This window comes from Plantactinospora sp. CNZ321, assembly GCF_004217235.1.
This window is the reverse complement of sequence record NZ_SHKQ01000001.1, coordinates 1,788,092-1,807,135: the sequence shown is the minus strand read 5'-3', so window position 1 is coordinate 1,807,135 and position 19,044 is coordinate 1,788,092. Positions and strand designations below refer to the sequence as shown.

Here is a 19,044-nt window from a genome sequence, read left to right as displayed (position 1 = left end):
ATCACGCCATCCCGGACGGCGGAGTGGTATGCGGAAGTGCTTCAGGCGGCCATCGAGGACCTGCACCGGCTCAACCCGGACACGGCGCCGGACCCGGCCCGGACGTACGCTCGCTTCCTCGGCTGGGTCCGGCCGCGCCGGCTGATCGCCCGAGCCCGTCGGCTACGGCATCTGGACCGGGTATGACCCGGGCCCGTACGGCATCGAACTCGGCTGGACCGGATGGGTCTCCCGGCGTTCGGCCTGGGCGAAGCCGGCGGATCGGCTGTTCACCTGCGGCCAGCCGCCGGCCTCGTGGAAGAGCCGCAGCGCGGTCGCCACGACCTCGGCCAGCGACTCGTTCGCCTCGATCTCGATGGTGGCGCCGGGGGTGTCGATCCGGACCTTGGTCGGGCTGGCCGAACTCTCCCCCGACGACCTCGCACCCGGTTCGGCGGGTGCGGGGTCCGTCGAGGCCGGCGCCGGTGCCGACGACGCCGGGCTGGCCTGCGCCTCCGGCGAGGGATCGGGAACCGGTGACGGATCGGGCACCGGCGCGCTGTCGGGGGCCGGTGAGGTATCGGGGACCGGCGCGGTCTCCGGTACGACCGGCGGGGTGATCTCCGGTGGTGCCGGCTGGGCAGGTACCGAGCCGGTGGACGACGCGGGTCGGGGTGGCTCGGCGCGGGATGGTTCGGTTGTCACCCCGTCATTGTCGGGCCGCGCCGCACCGCCCTGCCATGCCGTCCCAGGCGGCGTCCGCCTCCCCGGCGATGAGGCCGCCACAGGCATCAGCCGGCGACCAGCTCCGCCTCCTCGGTCCGGGGCCGCTCGTCCTGCTCGAACTGGGTCCGGTACAGCTCCTCGTAGCGGCCACCGGCGGCGAGCAGCTCGTCGTGGGTACCGCGCTCCACGATCCGGCCCTCCTCGACCACCAGGATCTGGTCGGCGGCCCGTACGGTGGAGAGCCGGTGCGCGATCACCAGCGCCGTACGGTCGGCCAGTGCCTCGCCGAGCGCCGCCTGCACCGCCGCCTCGGAGGTGGAGTCGAGGTGCGCGGTCGCCTCGTCCAGGATCACCACCCGGGGCCGGGCCAGCAGCAGTCGGGCGATGGTCAACCGCTGCCGCTCACCGCCGGAGAGCCGGTAGCCGCGCTCGCCGACCACGGTGTCGAGCCCGTCGGGTAGTCCCTCGATCAGGTCGGCGAGCCGGGCCCGGCGCAACGCGTCCCACAGCTCCTCCTCGGCCGCGTCGGGTCGGGCCAGCAGCAGGTTGGCCCGAATGGTGTCGTGGAACAGGTGCCCGTCCTGGGTGACCAGGCCGAGGGTGTCCCGGATCGAGTCGGCGGTGAGGTCCCGGACGTCCTGGCCCGCCAGGCGTACGGCACCGGAGTCGGCGTCGTACAGCCGGGGTACGAGCTGGGCGATGGTGGACTTTCCGGCTCCCGAGGAGCCGACCAGGGCGACGAGCTGACCCGGCTCGACCCGGAACGACACGTCGTGCAGCACGTCGACCCCGCCCCGGGTGTCCAGGGTGGCCACCTCCTCCAGCGAGGCCAGCGAGACCTTCTCCGCCGACGGGTAGCCGAATGTCACCCCGTCCAGCTCGACCGAGACCGGTCCGTCCGGCACCCGGCGCGCGTCGGGCTTCTCGGTGATCAGCGGCTTGAGGTCGAGGATCTCGAAGACCCGCTCGAAGCTGACCAGCGCGCTCATCACCTCGACCCGGGCGCTGGCCAGCGCGGTCAGCGGGGCGTAGAGCCGGGTCAGCAGCAGGGCGAGCGCGACCACCGCGCCCGGCTCCAGTTGGCCGCGCAGCGCGTAGAGGCCGCCGAGGCCGTACACCAGGGAGAGTGCCAGCGCCGAGACCAGGGTGAGCGCGGTGATGAAGACCGACTGGACCATCGCGGTGCGTACCCCGATGTCGCGGACCCGGCGGGCCCGGAGCGCGAACTCGGCCGACTCCTGCGCGGGCCGGCCGAAGAGCTTGACCAGGGTGGCCCCGGGCGCGGAGAACCGCTCGGTCATCTGGGTGCCCATCGTGGCGTTGTGGTTGGCGGCCTCGCGTTCCAGCCGGGCCAGCCGGGTGCCCATCCGGCGGGCGGGCAGCACGAAGACCGGCAGCAGGACGAGCGCGAGCAGGGTGATCCGCCAGGAGATCCCGACCATCACGACCAGGGTGAGCAGCAGCGTGACGAGATTGCCGACCACCCCGGAGAGGGTGTCGGAGAACGCCCGCTGCGCGCCGATCACGTCGTTGTTGAGCCGGCTCACCAGGGCGCCGGTGCGGGTCCGGGTGAAGAAGGCGACCGGCATCTTCTGCACGTGGTCGAAGACCGCGGTACGCAGGTCGAGGATCAGCCCTTCGCCGATGCTCGCCGAGAGATAGCGGGTCAGCAGCGCGAGACCGGCCTCGGCCAGCGCGACGACCCCGATCAGTACGGCGAGCCCGACCACCAGGTCGGTGCTCTTCCCGCCGACGATGCCGTCGACCACCCGGCCCGCCAGCACCGGCGTGGCCACCGCGAGCACCGCCATCACCACGCTGAGCAGCAGATAGAGGGTCAGTCGCCGGCGGTGTGGCCGGGCGAAGCCGGTGATGCGGCGGAGTGTGGCCCTGGAGAACGGCCGCTTGTCCTGCTGGGCGTGCATCGCGTGATACAGCGAGTTCCACGCCGTGACTTCCATGTCCATCGCTGGTGACCCCCGTGAAGATTGAATCGCCGGGACCCTACCGGCGCCCACCGACAGTACGACCTCAAGCAATGTCGAGGTCAACGCCCGGCGGGCCGCCCGCGCGTCGCGGACGGCCCGCCGTCGGTCGGGTCGGTCGGTGGTCGGATCAATCGATGGTCGGGTCGGTCAGTGGTCGGGTCGGTCGGCGGTCGGGGTCAGGCGGCGGCGAGCGCCGGCCCCTCGGCGCCGTCGAGCAGGCCCGGCTCGTCCGCCGGCCGCAGGGCCAGCGCCAGTACGTCCGCCACGTCGGCCAGGGTGTGCACGGTCAGTGCCTCCCGCACCTCGGTGGGCAGGTCGTCCAGGTCCGGTTCGTTCCGGGCCGGGATGACCACCTCGGTCAGTCCCGCCCGGTGCGCGGCGAGCAGCTTCTGCTTCACCCCGCCGATCGGCAACACCCGACCGGAGAGGGTGACCTCACCGGTCATGCCGAACTCCGGGCGTACCGGCCGACCGCTGGCCAGCGAGGCCAGCGCGGTGACCATGGTGATGCCGGCACTCGGACCGTCCTTCGGCACCGCGCCCGCCGGTACGTGCAGGTGGATCCGCCGCCCGGCCAGCGTGTTCGGGTCCAGCCCCAACGCCCGGCCGTTCGACCGGAGGTACGAGAGCGCGATGTGCGCCGACTCCTTCATCACGTCGCCGAGTTGCCCGGTCAGGGTCAGCCCCGGCTCGCCCTCCATGCTGGTCGCCTCGATGAACAGCACGTCACCACCGGCACCGGTCACCGCCAGCCCGGTCGCCACCCCGGGCACCGCCGTCCGCTCCGCCGACTCCGGCGTGAACTTCGGCCGCCCCAGGTAACTGGTCAGGTTGTCGGTGTCGACCCGTACCGGGGCGTCGGTCGAGGCCAGCCCGACCGCGACCTTGCGGAGGATCTTCGCCAGCGCGCGTTCGAGCTGGCGGACTCCCGCCTCGCGGGTGTGCTCGGCGGCGATCCGGCCCAGCGCGGCGTCGGAGACGCTCACCTCGTCGGTGGTCAGCCCGGCCCGCTCGATCTGCCGGGGCAGCAGGTGGTCCCGGGCGATCGCGACCTTCTCGTCCTCGGTGTAGCCGTCCAGGCTCACCAGCTCCATCCGGTCCAGCAGCGGACCGGGGATCGCCTCCACCACGTTGGCGGTGGCCAGGAAGAGCACGTCAGACAGGTCGAGGTCGACCTCCAGGTAGTGGTCCCGGAAGGTGTGGTTCTGCGCCGGGTCCAACACCTCCAGCAGGGCGGCGGCCGGGTCACCGGCGTACCCCGCCGAGATCTTGTCGACCTCGTCGAGCAGTACGACCGGGTTCATCGAGCCCGCCTCGCGCAGCGCCCGGACGATCCGGCCGGGCAGCGCGCCGACGTACGTCCGGCGGTGGCCCCGGATCTCGGCCTCGTCCCGGATGCCGCCGAGGGAGACCCGGACGAACTTCCGGCCCAGGGCCCGGGCGACCGACTCGCCGAGGCTGGTCTTGCCGACTCCGGGCGGGCCGCCGAGCGCGAGCACCGCGCCCGAACCACGGCCGCCGACCACCTGGAGGTTGCGGGCCGCGCGCCGGTTGCGCACCGCCAGGTACTCCAGGATCCGGTCCTTCACGTCGGCCAGGCCGGCGTGGTCGGCGTCGAGTACCGCCCGGGCCTGCACAAGGTCGGTGTTGTCCTCGGTACGCGTGGACCACGGCATCTCCAGCACGGTGTCCAGCCAGGTGCGGATCCAGCCCGCCTCCGGGGAGGCGTCGCTGGCCCGCTCCAGCTTGCCGACCTCGCGCAGTGCCGCCTCGCGTACCTTCTCGGGCAGGTCGGCGCCCTCGACCCGGGAGCGGTAGTCGGCGGAGCCGTCCGGCTCGTCCTCGCCCAACTCCTTGCGGATCGCGGCGAGCTGCTGGCGGAGCAGGAACTCCCGCTGGGACTTCTCCAGCCCTTCCCGCACGTCGGTGTTGATCCGCTCGGCGACCTCCTGCTCGGCCAGGTACGCCTTCACCCAGCCGACCAGCAGTTCGAGCCGGGCCGTCACGTCCGGCGCGGCGAGCAGTTCGATCTTCTGTTCCAGAGTGAGCCACGGCGCGTAGCCGGCGGAGTCGGCCAGCTCTGCCAGGTCGGTCATCCGCTCGACCGCGTCGATCACCTGCCAGGCGCCGCGCTCCTGCAGCAGCGACGTCACCAGTGCCCGGTACTCCCGGGCGAGTTCCTTGGCCCGGCCGGCCGGCGCCGGCTCGGTGATTCCGACGGTCTCGACCCAGAGGGCCGCGCCGGGTCCGGGAACGCCGGAGCCGATCCGGGCCCGGGACTCACCGCGCACCACGGCGGCGGGTTCGCCGCTGGGCAGCCGGCCGACCTTCTCGATCGTGGCGATGACGCCGATGGATCCATACTCCCCGTCGACCCGGGGCACAGCCAGGAGCTTCTTGTCGCCCGTGGCCCGGGCCGCGTCCACCGCCGCCTGGGTGGTCGCGTCCAGGGTCACCGGGATGACCATGCCGGGCAGCAGGACAGCGTCGGTCAGAGGAAGAACCGGAAGAGTTGCCATCACACACCTGCCATCGTTAGTTGAGCTAATACGACTCAAGTAACAAACGGTGCTCCATGTTCCGGCTTGTGACCCAGACCACTGCGACGGGCCGGTCTCCTCGGCCGAACGACCCGGCCGGCCCGGGCGTGCCGGGCCACGTTGGTCCGACTGCTCAGCCCTGCGGAGGACGGCCGGGACGAGGCGGGATGAACCAGCCCTGACGGGCCGCCCGCAGCAGCGCGGTGTGCCGGTCCGGGGCGTCGAGCCCGACCACGACCCGCGCGATGGTCTCGGCGACGCTACCCAGCGGCAGGTCCAGGCCGACCGCGATGTGTTCGTCGGACCAGCCCTCCAACAACAGGCCGACCGTCACCAACTCGCGGCGGGTGAGCACCGACCGGCCGCCGGGCAGCGGAGACAGCACCAGGATCCCGACCACCGACGGCGGCGCGGTGGGGCAGCCCAGCACGGTGACCTGGAGCAACCCCGACCGGTCGTCGTGGTCCGGCCCGAGGTCCGTCGGCCAGAGGAACGAGGCGGAGCCACCGCAGTGGCTCGCCTGGTGCAGGGCGATCCCGGGCAGCGCCGAGTCCGGGGCCAGCAACCGGTGCCCGGGCAGGCCGGGCAGTGGGCGCGCCTCACCGGCACGGGTCAGCACCGCCGCCGCCCCGGCGTCCCGGACGACCTGGGCCAGTACCGCCAGCGACCGGATCGGGTCGACGGCGGCGGCGACCGGGCGGGAGATTGCCGCGACCAGGTCCCGTTCGGCCTCGGTCGGATGCTCGGGGTCGTCGGTACAGAGGACGAGCACCCCGACGTGCCGGCGGTCCGGGGTGAACAGCCCGACCGCCATCCCCGCCCGGAACCCGGCCGGAAAGTAGTAGTCGGCCCAGACCGGCAGCTCGTTCAGCGGTACCGGCGATTCCTGGGCCCGCTGCGGCAGGGCTGAGTTGGTCAGCCCGACCAGCTCGACCTGGTCCAGCATCGGGGTGGTACCGAAGTAGTCGAGGATCCGGCCGTCGTAGCCGAAACTGGCGAGCTCGGTGTAACGGCGGTGCCGGTCGTCGAGCAGGGCGAGCCAGGCGGCCTGGACCGGGACCACCCGGCGAACCCGGGCGAGCACCTCCGCCATCTGGCCGTGATGACCAGGAGTCTCGGCGATCTCGGCAACGTCCCGCAGGACGTTCGACGGGGGCGGTGGCGGAGCGGTCATCACGAAACCTTCGTCGACAGACAGGCGGGTATGACGATGCCGACGGGTCAGCGTCGGATCCGGGTGAGGGGCAGCGGAACGTACAGGCCCAGGCGCAGCGCGCGGACGGCGGCCAGGGTACGGGTCGGAGCATCCATCTTGTCCAGGATGTGTTCTATGTGCGCGGCAACGGTCCGTTGGGTGATCACCAACTGGCTGGCTATCCGCTGGTTGGACCAGCCGTCGACGAGCAGGCCGAGGATCTCCAACTCCCGTCGTGTCAACCTGCGCAGGTCCCCGGCAGGAGAGATCAGCACCACCGCGAGCAGGTGTGCCGGTGCCGAGACCGGGCAGGGCAGCACGGTCAGCCGGACGTGGCGGCCCTGATCGTCCGGTACCGGGTACGGGCACAGGAACGAGTTGTGCACGCGGCCCTCGCGCAGACCTGCCGCCGCCACCTCCAACACCGGCGCCTCGGCCCGGAGCAGCGGGTGGTCCGGCAGCCCGGGCAGCGGCAGCACGTTGCCGCCCCGGGTCAGTACCACGCCGTATTCGGCGTCGGCGACGATCGTCGACAGCGTGGCGATCGACCGCATCGGGTCGACGGCGTCGGCCATGACTGGGGTGAGCAGCCCGATGAAGTCCCTGGTCTCGTCGCTCGGCTGTGCCGGGTCGTCGGTGTGCAGGGTGATCAGTCCGAGGTGCCGTCCGTCCGGGCTGAACAGGGTGAGGCCGATCCCCTCCCGGTATCCCGCCGGCTCCAGGTGCTCCGCCCAGGACCGCAGCTCCCCCGGTGGCACGGGCGCGTCGCGTACGCGCATCGGTGGCCGATCCCGGTCCATGCCGAGCAACTCCATCTCCCGGTAATGCTCGGAACTGCCCATATAGGCCACGATCACCTCGCTGTAGCCGGACCCGCCCAGCCCCTGGAACTCCCGAAGCTCCGGGTTGAGCAGGTGCACCATCGATGCGCCGCTCGGCATCAGCCGGTGCAGCACCCGCAGCAGTTCCGGCACCCTGTCCCGCACATCTCCCGGCAGCGCCGCGATCCGCTCCACGTCGGCCACGATCTCGGCGGCACCGGGTGGCAGCTCAACCATCCCCCGTACCGGTAAACCGAGCCGTCGCCCGCATGATGATCCACTCCTCGCCGTCTCCGCAGCCCTGTCGATCCCCCACCCGCAATGCTGCGGTTTACCTGTGCGGTTACCTAGAAGAACGGCGAACGTCGCCGCCGGAAACGGCGACGTTCCGAGCAATGCTCAGCACGGCCCGGTCCGGCCGGCCGACCGGATCATCGCCGGCCGCAGCGCGGCAGCGTGCCGCCCGGTTGGGTCAGGTATCCGGATGCCGGGGCTGGCGGTCGAGGGGATCCTTCATACATCGGCAGTCCTGTCAATCGACAGCACCGGCACGGGTGCGATTACCTTGATAAAAGCTGGTAGACGCCACAGGACGCACGGCAGTCGGATCCGGGAGTCTGCCCGGAGCGGCGGCGGGCCCGCCGGCGAAGTGGTCGTGGAGGGCGCGCACGCTCCGGCGCGCCCTCCACCCGGCCGGCAGCCGGCAGCCGGGCACCTGCGGCCCGGGACGGCTTTCTTCGATCTCCTCGTCGCCGAGCAGCCTGCTATCCGGGTTGGCAGAGCTGGCCGTTCAGAGTGACATCGGCCGGCTGGAAGCTCCCGCTGGCGAGGTACCCGATGGTCACCGTGCCGCCCGGCGCGATCACCGCGTTCCAGCCGAGGTTCCGGGCGGTGACGACGCCTCCGGTGTGGCTGACCAGTGCGGCGTTCCAGATCGCGGCGATCCGCTGCGAGTCCGGCAGGGCCCAGGTCAGCGTCCACCCGTCGACCGGGGTCGGTCCGACGTTCCGGACCGAGATCCAGACCTCCGGCCCCCGGCGCGAGGACCGGGCCGTACAGGTGGGCGCCGGCCCGGTGGTCACCGTCACCACGTTGGACAGCGCCGAGTAGTTACCGGCCTCGTCCTCGGCCCGCACCGCAAACCGGTAGGTGGTCCTGGGCGTCAGCCTGGAGATCGTCGTGCCGGTGCTGGGATAGATGGGCGGCATCAGGTAGACCCGTCCGACCACGGTGTTGCCGGTCGGGGTGAGCGACAGCACCTCGTACTGGGCGAGCAGCACGTTGTCGGTAGACGGACCCCAGCTCAGCCCGACGGTGGTCTCCCCGATCGCCCCCACGGCGAGTCCGGTGGGTGCGGTCGGCGGCTGGCCGTCCCCGGGCGGCATGGTGTAGCGCAGCGACGGCGGCGCCGCCGAGCGGTTGCCTGCCGCGTCCACCGCCCAGACCGCGAAGGTGTACGTCCGGGACGGCAGCATCCCGGTGAGCACAATGCTGTTGGTGGTGGTCCGGTGCAGCATCGCGACGTCGGTGAAGATCTGTGAGACGTGGTATTCCAGCACCCCTACGTTGTCACTGGACGGCGTCCAGGTCAGCTCGACGGAGGTGCCGGTGGCGCTTACCACCGTGATCGCGCCGGGTGCGCTGGGCGGCTCGGTGTCCTCGGCCGCCGCCTGCGCGGCGGTGCCGCCGCCGGCCACCAGGGCGGCGACGAGGACGGGCAGGATCAGGGTACGGGCCAAGCGGCGGATCGGTCGGTACGGGCGACTGCGCACGGGAATCCTCGCTCTCGACTGATGGTGCCCGGGGCGTACCGGCACCGATACATTCATCGTGAACGATGGATGTCCACCGGCGGATCCACCGCCCGGCCAGTACCGCGTCGGAGGGGTCGTTGACGGGCTTCGTGACCATGAGTACCCTCACACGTCATACGAAAGACATTTACGTATGTCAACTCATAGATTCGAGCCGGACCGCGCACGACTGGAGGCCGCGTGAAGCGCGTCATCACCACCACCACCGCCGTCTTCGCCGCGGCCACGCTCCTGCTGTCCGGCGGCTGTTCGGAAGGGTCCGGAGGCGACGACAAGTCGTTCGAGTTCTGGTCGTTCACCGGGATCAACCAGAAGCTCGACGTCGAGAACTACAAGAAGAAGCAGCCGGACATCAACGTCAAGCTCACCGAGGTGGGCTCCACCACCGAGACGGCCCAGGCCCTCACCGCGGCACTGGCCGGCGGCAAGGTGCCCGACCTCGTGCTGATCCAGGGTGACGACCTGCCGAAGTTCATGCAGTCCCCGGAGAACTTCGTGGACCTGAGCACGCTCGGCGCCGACAAGATCAAGGGCGACTACCTCGACTGGGTGATGAAGCAGTCGACCACCGAGGACGGCAAGATCGTAGGAATACCGACCGATGTCGGCGGGATGGCGATCGCGTACCGTACGGACCTTTTCAAGGCCGCCGGTCTGCCCACCGACCGGGAGCAGGTCTCCAAGCTGTGGCCGACCTGGGACGCGTTCACGGAGGTCGGCAAGCAGTACGTCCGGGCCACCGGTAAGGTGTTCCTGGACAACACGCCGACGAGCATCTTCTTCCAGGCGGTCAACCAGGGCACGGAGCGCTACTACGACGCGAACCGCCAACTGTCGTACGACAAGAACCCACAGGTCAAGGCGGCGTTCGACCTGACGCTCAAGGTCTCCGCGGCGGGCATCTCCGCCAAGCAGTCCTCGTTCTCGACCGGCTGGACCGCGGGCATGGGCAAGGGTGACTTCGCGGTCGTGTCCGCGCCGGCCTGGATGCTCAACGCCATCCGTACCAACGCCCCCGACACCGCCGGCAAGTGGGACATCGCCACCGTCCCCGGCGGGTCGGGAAACTGGGGCGGAAGCTACCTGGCCATCCCCAAGCGGGCGAAGAACCCGAAGGCGGCCTGGAACTACATAGCCGAGATGCAGTCGCCGGCCGGTCAACTGGAGAACTTCCTGACGAAGGGGAACCTGCCGACGACACCGTCGGTCTACACGGATCCGCAGCTCGTCGGCCGGGCTGAGCCGTTCTTCTCCAACGCACCGATCGGCAAGATCTACACCCAGTCCGTCGTGAACATCAAGCCGTTCTACATCGGCCCCGACGACGCCACCATCGGTACCGAACTGCTGAACACCCTGACCAGCGTCGAGCAGGGCAAGGTCGCCCCCGCCGAGGCGTGGAACACCGCGCTGAACAACGTCAGGAACGCCCTGCGCGGCTGAACGGACGACTGATGTGCGGCGGCCGGCGCCGACCCGGCCGCCGCACGTCGGGAAGGTGACCTGTGACCACCACGCTCAGCCCGGCCCCGGTCCCGAAGACCACCGCCCGACCCAGCCGGTACCGGCACATCCAGCAGGGCCTACGCGAGCGGCTCGCGCCGTACGCCTTCGTGGCGCCGTTCTTCCTGCTCTTCCTCGTCTTCGGCCTCTTCCCGCTGCTGTTCACCTTCTATGTCGCGCTGTTCGACTGGGACCCGATCGGCGAGCGGCACTTCGTGGGGCTGACCAACTTCTCCCAGCTCGTGCAGGACCCGAGGTTCTGGGGCGCGCTGCGCAACACGTTCAGCATCTGGGTGCTGTCGACCGTCCCGCAGTTGCTGATCGCGCTCGGCCTGGCCCACCTGCTCAACCACGTACGGCTGCGCGCGGCGACGTTCTTCCGGATGGCGGTGCTCGTCCCGTACGTCACCTCGGTCGCGGCGACGACGATCGTCTTCGCCCAGCTCTTCGACCGCGACTACGGCATGCTCAACTGGTTCCTGGAGCTGCTGGGCTTCGCGCACGTCGACTTCACCGCCTCGGTGTGGGGCAGCCACTTCATGATCGCGGTCATGGTCGCCTGGCGGTGGACCGGCTACAACACGCTGCTCTACCTGGCCTCGCTCCAGGCGGTCCCCCGCGAGCTGTTCGAGGCCGCCGCCGCGGACGGCGCCACCGGCTGGCAGCAGTTCCGGCACATCACCATCCCGTCGCTGCGGCCGATCATCGTGTTCACCGTCGTCACGTCGACGATCGGCGGCTTGCAGATCTTCACCGAGCCGCTGCTTGTCAACCCGGTGGGTGGGCTCACCTGCGGGGCGGCCCGACAGTGCCAGACACTCACCCTGTTCCTCTACGAGCAGGCCTTCGGCCGGTTCCACTTCGGCTACGGCGCCGCCATCGCCGTGGCGCTCTTCGTGATGGTCGTGCTCTTCTCCACGATCAACTATCTGCTGGTCACCCGCGTCCGCCCGGAGCGCCCATGAACCCCACCTCTCCGACCAGCATCGGCTCCGCCCCGACCGGCACCAGGCCGGCACCCCGGCGGCAACGGGGTGCCACCCGGATCTCGTTCGGGGTGTACGCGCTGCTCGGCGCCATGGTGTTCGTCAGCCTCTTCCCGCTGTACTGGATGTTCGTGGTGGCCACGACGGACTCGGCCACCGCATACAGCCTGCCGCCACACGTCGTGCCCGGCGGGAACTTCTTCTATCTGGCGGACCTGGTCTTCGAGATCGTGCCGTTCGTGCAGGCGCTGGTGAACAGCGTCGTCGTCTCCACCTCGATCGGCGTGGGCCAGGCGGTGCTCTGCGCGCTCGCCGGCTTCGCCTTCGCCAAGCTGCGCTTCCGGGGCCGCGACACGCTGTTCCTGATAGTCGTGCTGACCATGACCGTGCCGGCCCAATTGTCCGTCATCCCGCAGTACCTGATCATGTCGAAGCTCAACTGGGTGGACACCCTGCAAGCCCTGATCGTCCCCGGGCTGGTGAGCGCGTTCGGCATCTTCTGGATGCGTCAGCACATGGTCGGCACCCTGGACGACGACTTGCTGCACGCCGCCCGGGTGGATGGCGCGACGACCTGGCAGATCTTCTGGCGGATCGCCTTCCCGCTGGTCCGCCCGGCAGCGCTGGTGCTCGGACTGTTCGGCTTCGTCTACTCCTGGAACGACTTCCTCTGGCCGTTCATCGTGCTGAAGTCGCCGGAGAACTACACCGTGCAGATCGCCATCAAGGCGCTACAGAGCAGCCGGGACATCGACCTCGGCCTGGCCATGTCGGGCTCGTTCCTGGCCACGCTGCCGCTGCTGGTGCTCTTCTTCTTCGTCGGGCGACGCCTCGTCCAGGGCATCATGGAAGGCGCTTTCAAGGGCTGAGCCACGACGGCGGCGTCCACAGTAGGCGCAGCGGGCGCCGAGGCGGGTTCAGCCGGCAGCCGCGATGGCGCCGCTCCAGCCGGACCCAGTCGATGACGGACGAGGCGACGTTCGCGGTGAAGCCGTCCCACCAGCCTGTCCGATGCCGACCCTGCGGCGGATCGCGTACGCCCTGCGCCAACGCCATCCCGCCGACGTCGACCGCTGCCCCTGCGGTGCCCGATCACCCTGGCCCACCGGCGGGCCGCCCTGCGCGCCCTCCTCGAAGCCTGCGGCGTACGCCTGCCGGTGCCGCGCGCCGACGTCTTCGACCGCTGGCACGGCATCCTGCTCGCCACCACCCCGGTCACGCAGCCAGCGCCGCGCACCGCACTCGCAGACCCGAGCGCCCCCGGCGCCCCCGGCATCCGGTCCCACTCACCTGGACACCAGAGGCGTCAACAGCACCGGATAACGCCTCTGGTGTCCAGGTCGACGGAACGAGAGCTGGGGAGCGGCGGTCAGTCGGTGGTTATGTCGCGGTGGACGGTGATGGCGGCGGCGAGCAGGGCGAGCAGGGTCCAGGCGGCGGCGATGAGCAGACCGGTGCGGTCGCCGCCGCCGGCGGCCAGGAAGGACGAGAACGGCAGCGGGGCGGTCAGCCGGCCGAGCAGCCCCTCGACGAAGACGAACCAGCCGGCGTACCCGAGCAAGAGCCAGGTGGGGCGGCGTACCACCACCGCGTTGGCGGCGCCGAAGACCGCCATCACCGGCACCAGGGTGAGGGTGTCGCGGTACTGCGTCAGGTCGCCCTTGGCCAGCACGGTCACCCCGCTGACGGCGGCGAAACCGACCGCCACGACCACACTGGCCACCAGTTGCCCGAGCAGGGTCAGCAGCCGGTTCGGGCGGGCCAGATAGAGCAGTACGGCGGTACGGTGCTGGAAGTGCTGGGTCACCCCCAGTACGGCGAGCCCGAACGCGCCCATCCCGGCCAGCAACGCCCAGGCGTCGACGTTCACCGTGCCGAAGAACACGCCCAGCCCGCTGAACACGGCGATCGAGATCCAGCTCGACCGGATGGTGGCCGTCCGGTACAGCTCGCTGCGGAGCAGTGCGATCATCAGGCGGCCGCCAGGTCGAGGAAGATCTGTTCGAGGTTCGGGGCGTCGCTGCTCAGCTCGTAGATCGGTACCCGCGCCTCGAAGGCGAGCTCCCCCACCTCCTCCGGGGAGAGGCCCACCACCTCCAGCGCGTACCCGTTCGAGCTGACCCGGCCGCCGGCCCGCTCGAACGCCCGCCACAGCCGGTGGGGATCACGGCCCCGGACCCGCAGCCGGTGGGTGCCGTCGCCGTACAGCTCGGCGAGCGGGGCCACACGCCTGACCCGGCCCTTGGCGATGATCACCACGTCGTCGATGAGCTGGGCCAGCTCGGCGAGCAGGTGACTGGAGATCAGCACCGTGCCGCCCGCCCGGGCGTGGTCGCGCAGCAGCCCGCGCAGCCAGGCGATCCCCTCCGGGTCGAGCCCGTTCGCCGGCTCGTCCAGGATCAGCACCGGCGGGCCGCCCAGCAACGCGGTCGCCACCGCGAGCCGCTGCCGCATCCCGAGCGAGTAGTCGCCGGTGCGCTGGTCGGCGGCGCGCGCCAGGCCGACGTACTCAAGCAGGTCGTCGACCCGGGACCGGCCGGCGCCGGCCAGGACGGCCTGGGTGACCAGGTGCGCCCGGCCGGTCTGGCCGGGATGACTGACGCCCTGTTCGAGGACGGCACCGACCTGCCGCGCCGGGTGGGCCAGGTCGCGGAACCGCCGCTTGTTGATCAGTGCTCGGCCGGCGGTCGGCCGGCTCAGTCCGAGCAGCATCCGCAGGGTGGTGGTCTTGCCCGAGCCGTTCAGCCCGAGGAATCCGGTCACCCGGCCCGGTACGGCGCGGAACGTCACATCGTCCACGGCCCGGACCCGCCCGTACTGCTTCGTCAGTTCGATGGCCTCGATCATCGCGGCCATTCTTACCCGGCCCGCCGCGACAACGGGAGCATCACCCGCCCCGCTACCCGGCGGTCGAGTTCACCGGAGGGCGCTAGATGCGGTGCAGTTCGCCGGTTTCGTCGAGTTCGCGCAGCCCGGCTGCGCCACCGAACTCACGGTCGACCATCTGCTGGAAGGCCGGTGGCACCGGCCGACCGGTTGCCGCGTAGAGACGTTTGATCGCCGCGCCGGGTCGGCGGATGTCGTCCAGCATCCCCGGGTTGATCCGGTCGAACTCCGCCTCGATCAGTCGGGCCGCCGTCTCGCCGACCGTCTCGTTGCGGCTGTTGGCGAGCATGACCAGCAGGTCGTGCAGTTCGCCGTCGATCACCAGCGCCCGCTCCCCGTCGTCCATGGCCTCACGCTAAGCCCGGCCGCCCCGCGAGGGGCACGGATCGACCGAGGCGGCGACCGTCGGGACCAGCGGGTCAGGGGTGGCGGTCGAGCACTGAGTACCCAGTGACGCAGGTGTGCGTCATGATGCTCGGGTGACCGGACAGCAGGTGACGACCGCCGAGCGGCAGGCGACCGCCACCGGACGGCAGGCGACGGCCGGACGGCAGGGGGCGACGGCCGGACGGCAGGCCGAGCAGCAGCCGGGCGGGGTGGTGCTGGAGGCGGTGCTGGAACGGATCACCTACGCCAACGAGGAGACCGGCTACACCATCGCCCGGTTCGCCACCGAGCGGACCGGACCAGACCTGCTCACCGTGGTCGGCTCGCTGCTCGGGGTGCAGCCCGGCGAGAGCGTACGGCTGGTCGGGCGGTGGAGCACCCACCCGAAGTACGGGCGGCAGTTCGAGGTGCGGTCGTACACCACCGTGCTGCCGGCCACGGTCCAGGGCATCGAGCGGTACCTCGGCTCCGGCCTGATCAAGGGGATCGGCCCGAAGATGGCCGAGCGGATCGTCGCGCACTTCGGCGTGGACACGCTGCGGGTCATCGAGGAGGAGGTCGGGCGGCTGGTCGAGGTCCCCGGGCTCGGCCCGAAGCGGACGAAGCTGATCGCCGCCGCCTGGGTGGAGCAGCAGTCCATCAAGGAGGTGATGGTCTTCCTCCAGGGCGTCGGCGTCTCCACCTCGCTGGCCGTGCGCATCTACAAGAAGTACGGCGACGGGTCCATCTCGGTCGTCCGCAACGAGCCGTACCGGCTGGCCGCCGACGTCTGGGGGATCGGCTTCAAGACCGCCGACACCATCGCCCAGGGTCTCGGGATCCCGCACGACAGTCCGCAGCGGGTCCGGGCCGGCATCCAGTACACCCTCTCCGAGGCGGCCGACGCCGGGCACTGCTACCTGCCCGAGCCGAACCTGGTGGCGGACGCGGCCGAGATCCTCGGCGTACCGGTGGAGCTGGTCCGGGACTGCCTGACCGACCTCGCCGCCGAGGAGGGCGTGATCCGGGAGGCGGTGCCCAATCCGAGCACCGGGGGCGGCACGATCCCGGCGGTCTACCTGGTGCCGTTCCACCGGGCCGAGTCGGCGCTCGCCGCAAGCCTGCTGCGGCTGCTGCGGCACCGGACCGACCGGATGCCGGCATTCGCCACTGTGGACTGGGCGAAGGCGCTGGCCTGGCTGCGTACCCGGACCGGTGCCGACCTTGCCCCGGAGCAGGAGGCCGCGGTCCGGCTCGCACTGACCTCCAGGGTCGCGGTGCTGACCGGCGGGCCCGGCTGCGGGAAGTCGTTCACCGTCTCCTCGGTGATCGCGCTCGCCGCGGCCAAGGGGGCGAAGATCGTGCTGGCCGCGCCGACCGGCCGGGCCGCGAAGCGGATGACGGAGCTGACCGGGCATCCGGCCGCGACCGTGCACCGGCTGCTGCAACTGCGCCCCGGCGGCGACCCGACGCACGACCGGGACAACCCGATCGACGCCGACCTGGTGGTGGTGGACGAGGCGTCGATGCTCGACCTGATCCTGGCGAACAAGCTCGTCAAGGCCGTCGCGCCCGGCGCGCACCTGCTGCTGGTCGGCGATGTCGATCAGCTGCCCTCGGTCGGGGCCGGGGAGGTGCTCCGGGACGTGCTCGGCGCCGAGCCGATCCCCCGGGTCCGGTTGACGAAGATCTTCCGGCAGGCGCAGAAGTCCGGGGTGGTGGTCAACGCGCACCGGATCAACGCCGGCCGGTTGCCGCTGCTCGGCGAGTACCCCGACTTCTTCCTCTTCCCGGTGGACGAGCCGGACGCCACCGCCGAGCTGGTGGTGGACATCGTCGCCCGCCGGGTGCCGCGCAGGTTCGGCCTGCGCCCCCGGGACATCCAGGTGCTCACCCCGATGCACCGGGGTCCGGCCGGTGCCGGCAGCCTGAACACCGCGCTGCAACAGGCGATCTCGCCGTATCGGGAGGGGCAGCCGGAGCGCCGGCACGGGGCCCGGGTCTTCCGGGTCGGCGACAAGGTCATCCAGATCAGGAACAACTACGACAAGGGCGCCGCCGGGGTCTTCAACGGCACCGTCGGGGTGGTCACCGAGCTGTCGGTGGAGGACCGCCGGCTCACCGTCCGCACCGACGAGGCCGAGGACATCGGGTACGACTTCGACGAACTCGACGAACTGCAACACGCGTACGCCATCACGGTGCACCGGTCGCAGGGCAGCGAGTATCCGGCGGTGGTGGTACCGGTGACAATGAGCTCGTACACGATGCTGCAACGGAACCTGCTCTACACGGCGGTGACCCGGGCCCGGAAGCTGGTGGTGCTGACCGGGTCGCGCAAGGCGCTGGCCATCGCGGTCCGCACCGCCGGCACCGGCCGCCGGCACACCGCACTCACCCACCGGCTGACCGGCCCGGCCTCGTCGTAATAGTCGAAACATATCGACAGACGTTTCCGTATCCGGCGCCGGTTGCGTACGGTGACGTCATGAGGCAGCCCGGTGACCGTGCCCCCGCACCCGGACCGCTGGCGCTGGTGCAGGATCTGTTGAACACCGTCGACATCGAGGCGGGCCGCGACCGGCTGCGCACGATCGCCGAACTCACCGCCTTCGCCGCCACGCACGACGCGGCCGGACTCAGTTTCACCGACTCCGACGTGACCGAGACGAGGCGGTTCCGGGAGGCGTTACGGGACGCCTGCCGGGGGCACGCCGGCAGCGAGGTGCCGGCGGCGTCCGCGGCCGCGCTGCGCTACACCCTCGCGACGTCCCCGCTGCTGCTCACCATCGACGCCACCGGTGCGGCCCGGGCGGTGCCGGCGACCGGGCTCGGCGGGTCGGCGGCGTTGATCGCCGAGGTGGCGGCGGCGATCCTGAACGCCGCCACCGCCGGAACCTGGCCCCGGCTGAAGGCCTGTGCGGCACACCGGTGCCAGTGGGTCTACTACGACCACAGCCCGGCCGGACGCGGTCGGTGGTGCACGATGAGCGTCTGCGGCAGCCGGGCGAAGATGCGCGTCTACCGGGCCGGCCGTTCGGTGGGCCCGTCGGCCGGCTGACCGCGCCGGCCAGCCGCACGGGTCGGCATCGCCGTCGTCCAGCCGCACGGGTCAGCTCAGTGCCAGGGTGCCCAGCGTGCCGAGGACGAGGAACGGGCCGAACGGCAGGTGGCCGCCCCAGCCGATCCGGCGGGTGGCGAGCAGGGCCAGCCCGCACAACGCCGAGGAGCCGAAGGTCAGCAGCGTGCCGAGGAGCACCGCCGGCCAGCCGAGCCAGCCGAGGACGGCGGCCGCGCTCAGCGCCAGCTTGGCGTCGCCGAGTCCGAAGCCCCGGCGGCCGAGCAGCAGGGTGGTGCCGGCGAGGAACAGGGCCGCACCGAGCCCGGCCAGTACGGCCCGCCACCAGGCCGTGGGGTCGCCGGCCACCAGCGCGGCCAGGCCGAGCAGGGCCAGGGTGCCGCCGGCCGCGGCATAGCTGAGCCGGTCAGGCAGCCGGTGTACGGCCAGATCGACGAAGAGCAACGGCACCGCGCACGCGGCCCACCAGCCGAATGCGATCGACTCGACCGGCGACCGTCCGGCCACGACCACCGCCGCCACCGCGAGGAGCAGGGCGAACTCGACGGCCAGCGGCGGGGCGCCGATCCGGCCGCCGCAGCCGGGGCAACGGGCCGACGGGGCGAGCGCGCGCAGTGAGCCTGCGGGGCCGATCGGGATGCCACAGTGGTCACAGCCAGAGCGGCGCGGCCGGCCGTACGGGACCGACTCGGCGGCGACGAGCCAGCGCAGTACCGGGGCGACGGTCATCAACGCGAGCCACCGGAGCGGCCGCCGCCCCGCCGCGCCGGCGGGCTTCACCGGGGTACGCGGTGTCGCGGTTCGCCACATCTCGACCTCCCGTTCGGCGGCGGGCCCGGTCCGCCCGGATCCGGAGCAACCCAGAACACGCAGAGTAACTTCATGATCGCTGTTTCCGGTTCTCCGCTGGCTCGGCGAGCCGACACCCATCCGCCAGACGACGACGGGGCGGCGCCGCGGCGAGGACCGCTCAACCCCGACCGGCACTGCGGGGAGCACCGGTACGGAAGCTGTCAGATCATCGTCATCCATGGCATTTCGCTCCCCAGAGCCGGCACAATCAGAGCGGAAGGGGCGGCAGATCTCCACCGTCCAACTGCTATTGATCATATAAGCACCATCGATCGACATCATATGATCACGGCGCTGATCGACAACAGA

At 71.1% G+C, this 19,044-nt stretch carries 16 protein-coding genes; 6 read left to right on the top strand and 10 right to left on the bottom strand.

What is annotated here, in order from left to right; translation table 11 throughout:
• Positions 1–36: 36 nt before the first annotated feature.
• Entirely contained in the window at positions 37–186 is a 150-nt protein-coding gene (locus EV371_RS33330) for a hypothetical protein (RefSeq protein ID WP_165436632.1), read from the top strand.
• Here EV371_RS33330 and EV371_RS08035 read toward each other — a convergent pair.
• The 6 genes from EV371_RS08035 to EV371_RS08010 all read right to left on the bottom strand — a co-directional run bounded on the left by EV371_RS08035 (position 163) and on the right by EV371_RS08010 (position 9,021).
• Positions 163–684 (bottom strand): hypothetical protein, encoded by a 522-nt coding sequence (locus EV371_RS08035; RefSeq protein ID WP_130461488.1) that lies wholly within the window; start codon positions 682–684, stop codon positions 163–165. The two genes, EV371_RS33330 and EV371_RS08035, sit on opposite strands and share 24 nt — an antisense overlap.
• Before the next feature lie 86 nt (positions 685–770).
• On the bottom strand, positions 771–2,672 hold the full coding sequence (locus tag EV371_RS08030) for an ABC transporter transmembrane domain-containing protein (protein WP_130461487.1): 1,902 nt from the start codon (positions 2,670–2,672) through the stop codon (positions 771–773).
• A gap of 197 nt (positions 2,673–2,869) precedes the next feature.
• Entirely contained in the window at positions 2,870–5,212 is a 2,343-nt protein-coding gene (gene lon, locus EV371_RS08025; protein WP_130461486.1) for an endopeptidase La, read from the bottom strand.
• A gap of 154 nt (positions 5,213–5,366) precedes the next feature.
• Complete coding sequence (locus EV371_RS08020; RefSeq protein ID WP_130461485.1) at positions 5,367–6,407, bottom strand: hypothetical protein; 1,041 nt, start codon at positions 6,405–6,407, stop codon at positions 5,367–5,369.
• 47 nt (positions 6,408–6,454) lie between these two features.
• Entirely contained in the window at positions 6,455–7,486 is a 1,032-nt protein-coding gene (locus EV371_RS08015) for a LuxR C-terminal-related transcriptional regulator (protein WP_130461484.1), read from the bottom strand.
• 527 nt (positions 7,487–8,013) lie between these two features.
• Complete coding sequence (locus EV371_RS08010) at positions 8,014–9,021, bottom strand: cellulose binding domain-containing protein (RefSeq protein ID WP_165436631.1); 1,008 nt, start codon at positions 9,019–9,021, stop codon at positions 8,014–8,016.
• A 222-nt stretch (positions 9,022–9,243) separates the two neighbouring features.
• Here EV371_RS08010 and EV371_RS08005 point away from each other — a divergent pair, with 222 nt between their 5' ends.
• The 3 genes from EV371_RS08005 to EV371_RS07995 all read left to right on the top strand — a co-directional run bounded on the left by EV371_RS08005 (position 9,244) and on the right by EV371_RS07995 (position 12,421).
• On the top strand, positions 9,244–10,506 hold the full coding sequence (locus EV371_RS08005; RefSeq protein ID WP_130461482.1) for an ABC transporter substrate-binding protein: 1,263 nt from the start codon (positions 9,244–9,246) through the stop codon (positions 10,504–10,506).
• 62 nt (positions 10,507–10,568) lie between these two features.
• Positions 10,569–11,531 carry a carbohydrate ABC transporter permease gene (locus EV371_RS08000; protein WP_165436630.1) on the top strand — a complete coding sequence of 321 codons (963 nt, stop codon included), beginning with the start codon at positions 10,569–10,571 and terminating at the stop codon, positions 11,529–11,531.
• The gene (locus tag EV371_RS07995; RefSeq protein ID WP_130461481.1) at positions 11,528–12,421 is read left to right on the top strand and encodes a carbohydrate ABC transporter permease; all 894 of its coding nucleotides are present in this window, start codon (positions 11,528–11,530) and stop codon (positions 12,419–12,421) included. Before EV371_RS08000 ends, EV371_RS07995 begins: the two co-directional genes overlap by 4 nt.
• Positions 12,422–12,921: 500 nt before the next feature.
• On the opposite strand, the gene EV371_RS07990 is transcribed toward EV371_RS07995, so the two are convergent.
• From EV371_RS07990 to EV371_RS07980, 3 genes are all read right to left on the bottom strand, one after another.
• Positions 12,922–13,524 carry a hypothetical protein gene (locus EV371_RS07990; RefSeq protein ID WP_130461480.1) on the bottom strand — a complete coding sequence of 201 codons (603 nt, stop codon included), beginning with the start codon at positions 13,522–13,524 and terminating at the stop codon, positions 12,922–12,924.
• Positions 13,524–14,399, bottom strand: coding sequence for an ATP-binding cassette domain-containing protein (locus tag EV371_RS07985; RefSeq protein WP_130461479.1), 876 nt, complete (start codon positions 14,397–14,399; stop codon positions 13,524–13,526). The genes EV371_RS07990 and EV371_RS07985 overlap by 1 nt, the downstream gene beginning before the upstream one ends.
• An 82-nt stretch (positions 14,400–14,481) precedes the next feature.
• A complete protein-coding gene (locus EV371_RS07980) occupies positions 14,482–14,784 on the bottom strand; it encodes a hypothetical protein (RefSeq protein ID WP_130461478.1) in 303 nt (100 codons plus the stop codon).
• Between the two features lie 250 nt (positions 14,785–15,034).
• Between EV371_RS07980 and recD2 the strand changes: the two genes are divergently transcribed.
• Entirely contained in the window at positions 15,035–17,233 is a 2,199-nt protein-coding gene (gene recD2 / locus EV371_RS07975; RefSeq protein WP_130465744.1) for an SF1B family DNA helicase RecD2, read from the top strand.
• A 59-nt stretch (positions 17,234–17,292) separates the two neighbouring features.
• Complete coding sequence (locus EV371_RS07970) at positions 17,293–17,865, top strand: CGNR zinc finger domain-containing protein (RefSeq protein ID WP_130461477.1); 573 nt, start codon at positions 17,293–17,295, stop codon at positions 17,863–17,865.
• A gap of 51 nt (positions 17,866–17,916) precedes the next feature.
• Here EV371_RS07970 and EV371_RS07965 read toward each other — a convergent pair whose 3' ends face one another.
• Positions 17,917–18,612, bottom strand: a complete 696-nt coding sequence (locus tag EV371_RS07965) for a prepilin peptidase (RefSeq protein WP_349337858.1) — start codon at positions 18,610–18,612, stop codon at positions 17,917–17,919.
• Between the last annotated feature and the right edge of the window lie 432 nt (positions 18,613–19,044).